Origin of the sequence: Pseudodonghicola xiamenensis DSM 18339 (genome assembly GCF_000429365.1) — a bacterium.
GTDB classification, from domain to species: domain Bacteria; phylum Pseudomonadota; class Alphaproteobacteria; order Rhodobacterales; family Rhodobacteraceae; genus Pseudodonghicola; species Pseudodonghicola xiamenensis.
In genome coordinates this window covers 1-9747 of sequence record NZ_AUBS01000059.1, presented here as the reverse complement: position 1 = coordinate 9747, position 9747 = coordinate 1, and the positions used below count along the sequence as shown (strand labels likewise).

Genomic DNA, 9747 nt, shown 5'->3' with positions numbered 1-9747 from the left:
GCCGATTGGTTCCGCGAAGCCTTGCAGGACAAGGGGATCAGGGCCTGTATTCCTGGCCGCAAGGCGCGCAGGAGCCCCATCAAATACGACAAGCGTCGCTACAAACGCCGCAACCGCCCCTCTCGTGACATTGCTCCGCAATGCACTGCCGGGCAGCGATACGAGATCATGTTCGGCAGGCTCAAGGACTGGCGACGCGTGGCGACCCGCTACGACAGATGCCCGAAGGTCTTCCTCTCCGCCGTCGCTCTCGCCGCAACTGTGATGTTCTGGTTATGAGTCCTGAGCCTAACGGCTGTGGACAACAATGGTCGTCTTTTGATCTTTTCCAAGGGTATTGCCGATATCCCGCACCATCGCCCGAAGGCTGACGAACGGAAACGGTCGGCTTTTCGCGCCTCGTCCCAAAAGGTTTGGAACGATGACGGAATGCCCCATTGCTTCCAGTCGTGGTGCAACCTTGTGCCAACACCATGCACCATGCCAGCTGCCGTGTATCAGTAAGAACCGTGTCATTCGACCCTCCGTTTTGGAAGCCATATAGGAAGGCGAGACCGTAGGTGTCATACCGTTTCTTGCTCTTTCAACCGGTGTTCCGAGCGTCAATTGACAGAGAGGACTCAAGCTTTCATGCACGGCCCACAGCGGACCTTCGTGCGAGGCGCAGCGGAGGACCGGTGTCAGCCCGAAATGGCCCTTCTTGTCCCGCCGGCCATGACACCTTGGCACGGAGCGCGGGGCGAGAAGCGGATGTTCGCTGTGCAAGCGGGCGACTATTGGGTCGGCGGCTCAAGCTGGCTTTCAATCAAACGTGTCGGCCGAAACCCAACGTCGTCGATGAGAGGCGCGAAAGCGACCCCGTAGCCGAAGCTGCTCACTCACTCTGCGGAGATTTCGCAACCCGCCATGCAGTGTCATCGGAAGCAAAGACGGTTGCTTGCCTCTTCGCATGACAGGGCTGTCACTGCCCCACAAGGGCGCGCCCCCTACGCAGCTCAGCCCCTGTGACGTAACGCCTCCAGGACGGCCCTGAACGCTGGCGAAGGTTGGCGCCGGTTGGGGTAGTAGAGGTGGAAGGGATCGAAGAACGGACAGTAATCATCCATCACCTGCACCAGGCGCCCCGCCTTCAGATGGGGTTCGGCCAGCTCCACCGACATGTAGGCGCAGCCGAAACCGGCAAGCGCTGCGTCGAGCACGAGGAAGATGTTGTTGAACGCCAGTGGCCCGTCGACCCTGACCCGCAGGTCGTGCCCGTCTTCGCGGAATTCCCAGGGGAAGGTACGTCTGGCCGATTGCAGGAGGAAGTTGATGCAGGGAAGGTCAGCCAGGTCACGGGGGTGCGTCGGCCTTGGATGCGCGTCGAATACCTGCGGCGCAGCGACGACGATGTAACGCAGCGGCTCGCCGATCCGGGCCGAGATCATGTCCTTGGCAAGGTGTTCGCCCCGCCGCACGCCCGCGTCGAAGCCTTCGGCGACGATGTCGTTGAACCCGTTGTCCTGCGTGATCTCGACCTTGATGTCCGGGTTCGCGCGCAGCAGCGGCTGCAACTTGGGCCAGAGCACCTGGCTGATGCCAAGCTCGGAGGACACGAGGCGGACGGTCCCCGCGGGGGTCTCACGCAAGCTGCCAAGTTCTTCGAGCTGCGCGTCGATTTCACCGATGTGATGACTGATGCCGTCAAGCAGGCGCTGACCGGCCTCGGTCGTGGAGACGGCGCGCGTGGTCCGGGTCAACAGGCGCAGACCGAGCCGTTCCTCCAACTGGCGGATCGTGTGGCTCAACGCCGATTGCGACACGCCAAGGCGGGCGGCAGCGCGGGTGAAGTTGCTTTCCTGCGCCACGGCCAGGAAGGCCCGTAGGTCGTTGAGGTTTTCGCGGGGCACCGTCTGTCTTTCATTCAGGCTGGCCGATTGATCAAATGCGATTACATCCGATTTATGGATAATCAGCAAGACAGACAGAAAGGCACGGCATGGCGCGCATCTTCGTAACGGGTTCGACGGCGGGCGTGGGCCGCAATGCCGCAGAGGCTCTCGTGAATGACGGGCACGACGTCGTCCTGCATGCGCGCAATGCCGAGCGTGCGGGGCATCTGGGGCGGTTGGCAGACAGGGCGCAGGTTCTGACGGGGGATCTGGGCGATCTGGCCGAGGTCCGGCAGCTGGCCCGCGACCTGAATGCCATCGGGCCGATAGACGCGATCATTCACAATGCGGGGATCATCGACGATCAGCGTGCGGAGACGCCGGATGGCCTGCTTCGGGTGTTGATGGTCAATGCGCTCGCGCCCTATATGCTCAGCCTGCTGGCGGATCGCCCCGCGCGGCTGGTCTTCACCGGCAGTTCGATGCACCGGGGCCACGACGGGGCGCTGGACGACATGGCGTGGACCCGCCGCCGCTGGTCGGCGAGCAGTGCCTATGGCGAGAGCAAGCTGCTGGTCACGGCGCTGTCGGCGGCCTTCGCGCGCAGGGTTTCTGCTGTCTGCCACACGGTCGATCCCGGCTGGGTGCCGACGCGGATGGGCGGTGCCTCGGCCAGCGATCCGCTGGACCAAGCGCATGTGACGCAATGCTGGCTGGCGACGAGTGCCGAGGAGGACAGCGGCGGATACTGGCACCACATGCGCCGACAGCGCCCTGACCCCAAGGTCGAGAACCTTGCGTTTCAGGACACCGTGCTGGACCGGTTCGCGCAGATGACGGGCGTTCCCGCGCCCTGATCACAGCATCTCGATGCGGACGGGATAGGTGCCCTTGTGCAGCAGGGGCGCCACGTCGCCTTCGATATGGCCCAGCCGGATCAGGTCATCGCGGAAGGTGTAATCGTCGTGGAACAGCGCGAGGTTGCCCCAGCCGAGGAAGTAGCACAGATCCCCCGGCGTCTCGTCGTGGAACGCCTCGAAGCCGCCTTCGTCGAGGCGACGCGGCAGATGCACGATCTTCTCATTGGTCGAGAAATCCCGGATCTCCAGCTCTGCGGGCAGCATCGAAACAAGGTCTCGCGTAGTCGGATTGTCGAACAGCTGATAGGTCACTTGCTGATCGTCGAAGCTGACCCGCATCCGCATCGCCCCCGAGCTGGATTGCGCGCGGGCCACGGCGGGGATCATCAGCGCGGCGGCGCCGGCCAGCACGGCGCGGCGGTTGGGGTGGGTCGTCATGGCTCAGCTCTCCGTCTTCGGTTTCAACAGGTTACGGCCCGTGCCGGTAATCGCAAGCGCGACGATGGCCAGAACGACACTCCCGGCAAAGGTGGCCTCGATCGCCCACAGGTCCAGCAGGAAGCCCCCGATGACACCGCCCAGCAGGATCGACGCCTGGATCACCGCGACCATCAGCCCGCCCGCAGCTTCGGGCAGGTCATCGACGTTGCGCGACATCCAGCTCATCCAGATCACCGACATTGCGGTGTTCATCGCACCCCAGATTGCCAGCAGCAGCCCCGCCTCGATCACCGATCCCCCGGCGATCAGCAGCGCGGCGGTGCAGCCGCCCATCACCAGCGCCGGCAGGCAGAGCATCCGCTCGACCCGGCCCCCGACCATGCGCCCCGAGAGCGACGAGCCGACAAATCCGGCCGCGCCCAGCACCAGCAGCAGCACCGACAGCAGATCGACACCCACGCCCGTGACCTGTTCCAGGAAGGGTCGCAGGTAGGTGAACATGGTGAAAGCCGAGCCCCAGGTGAAGGTGATCGCCACCAGTCCGCGTCGGAAATAGCGCCGTTTCAGCAACGTGCCGAAGGTGGCAAAGCTCGCGCGCGCGCTTACCGGCAGCGAGGGCAGCGCGACAAGGTGCCAGACGAGGTTCAGCGCCACCACCGGCGTCAGTGCCCAGAACACGCCGCGCCAGCCGACGATGTCGCCGAGATAGCTTCCCAGCGGCGCGGCAAAGGCCGCCGCAATCGCCTGTCCGCCATACATCAGCCCGAGCGCCCGGGGCACGTCGGCCTCTGGCACCAGCCTCATCAGGATCGAGGTCGCCAGTGACCAGAACCCGCCGACGCAGACGCCAAGCAGTGCCCGCCCGGCCATCAGCACCGCAAAGGACGGCGCCAGCGCCACCACCACCAGCGAGATCAGCATCAGCGTGGTCAGCACCACCAGCACGGTCTTGCGGTTGATCCGCCCCGCGATGGTGGTGATCGCGAGGCTGGTTACCACCGCAAACAGCCCGCTGATCGAGATCGCCTGCCCGGTCTGCCCGGTCGTGGCGCCCAACCCCTCGGCCATCGGCGTCAGCAGGCTGACCGGCATGAACTCGGACGCGATCAGCATTGCCACACAAAGCGACATGGACCAGACGGCGGCCCAGGCACCGCCTGTCGTATCGTCTGGCTCTTCGAGGGGGATGTCCGTCAAGGTCTGCTCCGTCTGTCTGTCTTCGGCCTCTTCTATCCGCTCGGGATGCGCGCGTTTATGCAGGAATCCGGCATGCAGTGATGCATGGGATGGATCAAAGCCGCATCTGCGCCCCGCGCATTGATGAATAGACCTCATCACGACATTCGGATTGATGGGGCTAATCGCATGGTCCCGCGGCCCCATCTTGAGTGCAGACGAAGCAATCGAATGGATCAAAGATGACCGACGCACCGCAAACCCCCGCTGAAGCCGATGTCACCGATGAAGGCCGCCGCACCCTCCTGAAGATGGCAGGCGTGGGCGCCGCCACCGTTGCCGCAGCTTCCTTCGGCAACCCGCTGCGCGCGCAGACCAGCGACTGGGACAAGACCTTCCCGAAAAGCGACGCGGTCGAGCATTCGAAGGTCGAGTTCACCAACCGCTACGGCATCACCCTCGTGGGCGATCTCTACATGCCCGCCGATCGGCCCGACGGCCTGCTGCCCGCGCTGGCCGTGGCCGGCCCGTTTGGCGCGGTCAAGGAACAGGCCGCCGGGCTCTATGCACAGACCATGGCCGAGCGCGGCTTCGTCACGCTGGCCTTCGATCCGTCCTATGTCGGTGAAAGCGGCGGTCAGCCGCGCTCGGTGGCCTCGCCGGACATCAACACCGAGGACTTCATGGCCTCCATCGACTTCCTCGGCCTGCATGACGCGGTCGACCGCGAGCGCATCGGCATCATCGGCATCTGTGGCTTCGGCGGCATGGCTCTGAACGCGGTGGCCGCCGACAAGCGGGTGAAGGCCGTCGCGACGACCTCGATGTATGACATGTCTCGCGTTATGGCGAAGGGCTATTACGACAGCCTTACCGACGAACAGCGCGCCGAAAACCTCGCCGTCATGAGCCGTCAACGCTGGGAAGACGCCGCCTCGGACAGCCCCGCTCTCGCCGGTGGCCTGCCCGACAGCCTCGACGGCATCGATGATCCGGTCACCCAGATGTACTTCGCCTATTACAAGGACCCCGAGCGCGGCTATCACCCCCGGTCGGTGAACTCGAACGACGGCTGGACGGTGACCAATCCGCTGTCCTTCATGAACATGCCGCTGCTGACCTACGTCGACGAAATCAGCCCCCGTCCGATGCTGGTGATCGCCGGCTCCGAGGCACACTCGCGCTATTTCAGCGAGGATGCGGTGGCCGCGGCGTCCGAGCCGAAGGAGCTGATGATCATCGATGGCGCCGATCACGTCGACCTTTATGATCAGGTGGACATCATCCCCTTCGACAGGCTCGAGTCGTTCTTCAGCCAGAACCTCGCCTGAAGCGGGGCGATTTACGACGGGGTGCGGCCTGCCGGGTCGCACCCTGTTTCATTTCGGTGGTCCGGACATCGAATGGCCAGCCCGACGGTCCGCGCCCAGCATTGCCCGAACAAGCGACGCGAGATCACTCCGAGACTGTCCGGTGGGCGCTGCGCTTCGGTCCGAGTGAATCCGGCTGCTAAATCGAGCCTCAGGGTCGCTCGGTCATGCAATCATCGCGCTGTTGCCCAGACCCGCATCGTCCACATCGCCGTTGCGCTGCCATCAGGGTGAGATGTGCGCCTTCTCCGCGAACTGGATCTCTGCCCTTCGAACGCGCTTCGCGGTGGAAGAATGACCGCTTTCCTGAAGCTGTGGCGCAGGGTCGGCGACAATTCTTGGACGGCCGGTATGTCGGGGGCGCCTGTAAAACCGGCGCACCAACTCAACCGGGCACGGCCGCTTTCTGCGCATCGCGGTCATTCATACGATGCGCAGCGAATGACCGCTTCCCGCCGATGCTGTTGAAAAAGTCTTTGTTGCAGCGCGGCAAGTCCCTTGATTCACTCGATTATGAGGGGATTGGAGGATTTCGTCATGATGGGCACCCAAACGGCACCGGCACAGCTGTTCTATGACTTCGATCTGGAGCGTCATGTTCCTTCCGATCCTATGCTTCGCGAGATCGATCGGTTCCTCGACGTGGATGGCATGAGGGAGGCCGTGCGCCCGTTCTACAGCCACCTCGGGCGTCCCTCGATCGATCCAGAGCTGATCATCCGCATGTTGGTCATCGGTTACGTCATGGGCATCCGATCGGAACGTCGCCTCTGCGACGAGGTCCATCTGAACCTCGCCTATCGCTGGTTCTGTCGGCTGGGCCTGGAGGGGAAAGTCCCGGATCACTCGACATTCTCGCGGTATCGCCATGGCAAGTTTCGCGAAAGCAATCTGCTGCGACAGGTGTTCGAAGCCACGGTCGAGCGTTGCCTGAGGGAGGACTTGGTGTCCGGCGAGGGCTTTGCCGTGGATGCCAGCCTGATCTCCGCTGACGCCAACAAGGCCCGGTCAATCGCAGCCGAGGACTGGAGCCCTGAGGTCGCACGCGAGGCTGGCAACCGGGCGGCGCGGGAATATCTGGACACGCTGGATGATGCCGCCTTCGGCGCCACGTCACCGACCCAGCCGAAGTTCGTGGCCAAGTCCGACCCGGCGGCGCAATGGACCCGCGCCGAGGAAAGTCGCCCCTATTTTGCTTACGCCACCAACTACCTGATCGACACCAAAAGCTCGGCAATCATGGATGTTGAGGCGACGCGAGCCATTCGCCAGGCCGAAGTCGGGGCGTCGCGCACGATGCTCGACAGAACCGAGAAACGGTTCGGGATCAGGCCGGATTGGCTAGCGGCCGACACGGCCTATGGCAACGCAGAGAACCTCGGATGGCTGGTTGAGCAGCGGAGCATCGTCCCCTTCATCCCGGTGATCGACAAGTCGGAGCGGACTGATGGCACTTGGTCCAGATCCGACTTCGAATGGGACGAGGCGAATGATCAATACATCTGCCCTGAAGGGCACGCTCTCAAGCAATATCGCCGGAACTACTCCGATCCGAACCGGGGTCAGGACACCGGCGGGCGGAAGAAATATCGTGCCCTGAAGGCGACATGCCAGACCTGTCCATCCAAGGAAATCTGCTGCCCGAAAGCGGAGGCCCGATACGTCACCCGTGAACCCCACGAGGAAGCACGCGAGTTCGGCCGCGAATGCCGCAAGACCAAGGCCTACAAGGTATCCCGAGACAAGCGGAAGAAAGTAGAGATGCTCTTCGCACATCTGAAGCGCATTCTCGGCCTGACCCGGCTACGCCTGCGCGGCCCCAATGGTGCGAAGGACGAATTCCTCCTCGCCGCCACCGCCCAGAACCTCCGAAAGCTCGCAAAGCTGCGGCCTCAGTGCGCCAACTCGGAGGCCGCGGCATGATCTAAGTGGCCAGATAGTCGCTACAAGGCGGCGCGACGGGCGATTGTCCGAACCAAACGGCGACACCCGAACCTGAGGGCAGCTCAAAACGCGTTCTCAGGCCGACTTTTTCAACAAAATCGGCCCTTCATGTTGACGTGGCGCATCATGCCGCGTCTAGCGCAACCGTGCGCCAAGGCCAGACGCCGGCCACCTGACGCGCCCGGCCCGAACGGCGGCTGTGATCCGCAGGCCGCCAGAAGGCGAGCCCCCACATTCACCACTCAATGCGGCTGCGGGCTGCTTGCCATCGCCTCTGCCCTGGCCAGCATGCGGGACACATGGCGCAGATTGAGCTCATGCGCCTCAGCAACCTGGTCGATCACCTCGCAGATCGCCCCCAGGGCAGCATCACCCAGCCCCCGTCGTGCGCCCTCGCGCTCCGCGAAGGAGATGAGATCCCCCTTGCCGGGACCGGCAAGGCGCAGGATGTCCAGGCGGCTCAGGAATGGTACTGGAAGCCCACTCAGGCTGTTCGAGGTCAGAATCCAGCTGATCCACGACATGTCAAAGCCGACCTGGTAATAGGGGCACTTCCAGGCGACCGCGGAAGACCGCTCCAGCAGCGGCAACAGCCCCTCGGTCAAGCCGTAGGTCTGCCCCTTGGTCGAGGTCGGCGTCCCGGCCTTCTCGATCTCGTCGATCACCACAATAGGGTTCGCGCAGAGGCTCTGGACGATGGTTTGCAGGGGCCGTCCCGGGAAGGCCGAGCCCCAGCCCCGTTGCGAGCCGTTCACGACGAAAGAGGCCTGCTCGGCGGTTCCCTCGATCCCGCAGCGCGGGACACCTAGGTGGCGGCCTAGTTCGCGTGACCATACGCTCTTGCCGATCCCCGGCGGGCCGTCGAGCAGCACGGGCGGCAGACGGAAGCCTGGCTCCCCCACCCGCACCGAGCGGCGCATCGCCTTCCAGAGGAAGTCAGTGGCGGCCGCCATCCAGGGCATCTCGGCATGAATGGCCGCGGCGATCTCATCGGCGCGGTGGTCGCTCGCGATGCCGACCAGATCGGCCCCGCCACGGAACGCCTCAAGCGCGCGTCGGTCATCCGAGCTAAGATGGCTGAGCCCGGAAGCCTTGGCGCGCGCGCCCATTACCCGGCGCGCACGGCGCAGCACCTTGTTGAGGTCCTTTTCCGAGAGCCGCACGGCGATGAGGTCCTCGTTCCAGCGCAACTCATCTTCAAAGTCTCCCGGAACCTTTGGGGACACCCCGTCCTGAAGGGCACGGAGCTTGCGCAGGTGCCACTCGAAGCGGCGCTTGAGGGCGAACTCGTTCTCGTCGGGATCGGCGAAGCGGGCATCGATGAACTTGATCTTCGTCATGGAGGTGGAGGTCCTTTCTGGCGCGTTGCGCCATGCCCTCGGGCAGAGGTTCTGCTTGAGGGGGAGGTTGGAAAGAACCCGGCCGGATTTGCCCTGAGGGATGCCGAATGCGCCGCTGGCCGTCAACGGCGCCCAACAGGGCGGAGCACTGCCACGACGCATCAAAGGCCGCAAATCCGCCAGACGCGCAAGTGTAGGACCCACCTAAAAAACGCCATTGGGGTCACTCGACCGAACTGTAAGTCATTGAAATAACTCACTCCAAGGAATCCCCTTCGCACCGGCGGCGGCCAGTTTGTCCTTTTGGCACAGGATTAATGTCCATCGATTTTCCAAGAAAAATGCCGCCTTTCGGCGGCATCCTATTCAAAGTCGTCCGTGTCCAGATCAAACCTTGGGCAGGTCTGCCCTTTCATAGATGGCAGCACCGAACTCCCTTGGGTCCCAGATCGGCTTGACCCCACATTCCCGAAGCAACTTCTCGATGGCGAGCGGTCGCGCGCCCATGATCAAGGGCAGCCTCTTCTTGGTCACGTATTTCTGCCGGAAGTTCTCGAGCGCCGCGGGCGAAACCCAGACGTCCTCGCCGTAAGGCTCGGATGCGATCAGCGGTGCCGCTTCGGGATGGCAGAACACTCGACGGCCTCGAGAGGAGAAACGCGCGAAAGTTGGTGATGCCCCGAGGGGCGGCATATCATGGCGGTGTCTAAGCGCCGTCAATTCTCAACCGAGAAAGGGATATGCC

General features: G+C 63.6%; 10 protein-coding genes. 4 read left to right on the top strand and 6 right to left on the bottom strand.

The features are described from left to right. Positions 1-279, top strand: a 279-nt coding sequence (locus G455_RS0121390) for a transposase (protein ID WP_028095510.1), incomplete at its 5' end; no start/stop codon positions are given. Positions 280-288: 9 nt separating this feature from the next. On the opposite strand, the gene G455_RS26545 is transcribed toward G455_RS0121390, so the two are convergent. Together G455_RS26545 and G455_RS0121385 are read right to left on the bottom strand one after the other, a co-directional pair. Next, a complete protein-coding gene (locus tag G455_RS26545; protein WP_154664452.1) occupies positions 289-516 on the bottom strand; it encodes an alpha/beta fold hydrolase in 228 nt (75 codons plus the stop codon). Between the two features lie 479 nt (positions 517-995). After that, a complete protein-coding gene (locus G455_RS0121385; protein WP_028095509.1) occupies positions 996-1889 on the bottom strand; it encodes a LysR family transcriptional regulator in 894 nt (297 codons plus the stop codon). A gap of 89 nt (positions 1890-1978) precedes the next feature. On the opposite strand from G455_RS0121385, the gene G455_RS0121380 reads away from it, so the two are divergent. After that, positions 1979-2728 carry an SDR family NAD(P)-dependent oxidoreductase gene (locus G455_RS0121380; RefSeq protein WP_028095508.1) on the top strand — a complete coding sequence of 250 codons (750 nt, stop codon included), beginning with the start codon at positions 1979-1981 and terminating at the stop codon, positions 2726-2728. Here G455_RS0121380 and G455_RS0121375 read toward each other — a convergent pair whose 3' ends face one another. Together G455_RS0121375 and G455_RS0121370 are read right to left on the bottom strand one after the other, a co-directional pair. Beyond that, the gene (locus G455_RS0121375) at positions 2729-3169 is read right to left on the bottom strand and encodes a cyclophilin-like fold protein (protein WP_028095507.1); all 441 of its coding nucleotides are present in this window, start codon (positions 3167-3169) and stop codon (positions 2729-2731) included. It lies immediately after the preceding gene. Between the two features lie 3 nt (positions 3170-3172). After that, a complete protein-coding gene (locus G455_RS0121370) occupies positions 3173-4369 on the bottom strand; it encodes an MFS transporter (protein WP_028095506.1) in 1197 nt (398 codons plus the stop codon). A 221-nt stretch (positions 4370-4590) separates the two neighbouring features. Here G455_RS0121370 and G455_RS0121365 point away from each other — a divergent pair, with 221 nt between their 5' ends. Then, positions 4591-5679 carry an alpha/beta hydrolase gene (locus G455_RS0121365; RefSeq protein ID WP_028095505.1) on the top strand — a complete coding sequence of 363 codons (1089 nt, stop codon included), beginning with the start codon at positions 4591-4593 and terminating at the stop codon, positions 5677-5679. Positions 5680-6255: 576 nt separating this feature from the next. Next, positions 6256-7641 carry an IS1182 family transposase gene (locus G455_RS0121360; protein ID WP_028095504.1) on the top strand — a complete coding sequence of 462 codons (1386 nt, stop codon included), beginning with the start codon at positions 6256-6258 and terminating at the stop codon, positions 7639-7641. Positions 7642-7904: 263 nt separating this feature from the next. Here G455_RS0121360 and G455_RS0121355 read toward each other — a convergent pair whose 3' ends face one another. Next, positions 7905-9002 (bottom strand): AAA family ATPase, encoded by a 1098-nt coding sequence (locus G455_RS0121355; protein ID WP_028095503.1) that lies wholly within the window; start codon positions 9000-9002, stop codon positions 7905-7907. A gap of 387 nt (positions 9003-9389) precedes the next feature. Beyond that, positions 9390-9638: a hypothetical protein gene (locus G455_RS0121350; protein ID WP_028095502.1), complete on the bottom strand. Its 249-nt coding sequence runs from the start codon at positions 9636-9638 to the stop codon at positions 9390-9392. Positions 9639-9747 lie beyond the last annotated feature (109 nt).

Excerpts from the sequence above, each read along its gene's own strand:
- G455_RS26545 (WP_154664452.1), bottom strand. The coding sequence starts at position 516 with ATGACACGGTTCTTACTGATACACGGCAGCTGGCATGGTGCATGGTGT.
- G455_RS0121380 (WP_028095508.1), top strand. The coding sequence starts at position 1,979 with ATGGCGCGCATCTTCGTAACGGGTTCGACGGCGGGCGTGGGCCGCAAT.
- G455_RS0121375 (WP_028095507.1), bottom strand. The coding sequence starts at position 3,169 with ATGACGACCCACCCCAACCGCCGCGCCGTGCTGGCCGGCGCCGCCGCG.
- G455_RS0121365 (WP_028095505.1), top strand. The coding sequence starts at position 4,591 with ATGACCGACGCACCGCAAACCCCCGCTGAAGCCGATGTCACCGATGAA.
- G455_RS0121360 (WP_028095504.1), top strand. The coding sequence starts at position 6,256 with ATGATGGGCACCCAAACGGCACCGGCACAGCTGTTCTATGACTTCGAT.
- G455_RS0121355 (WP_028095503.1), bottom strand. The coding sequence starts at position 9,002 with ATGACGAAGATCAAGTTCATCGATGCCCGCTTCGCCGATCCCGACGAG.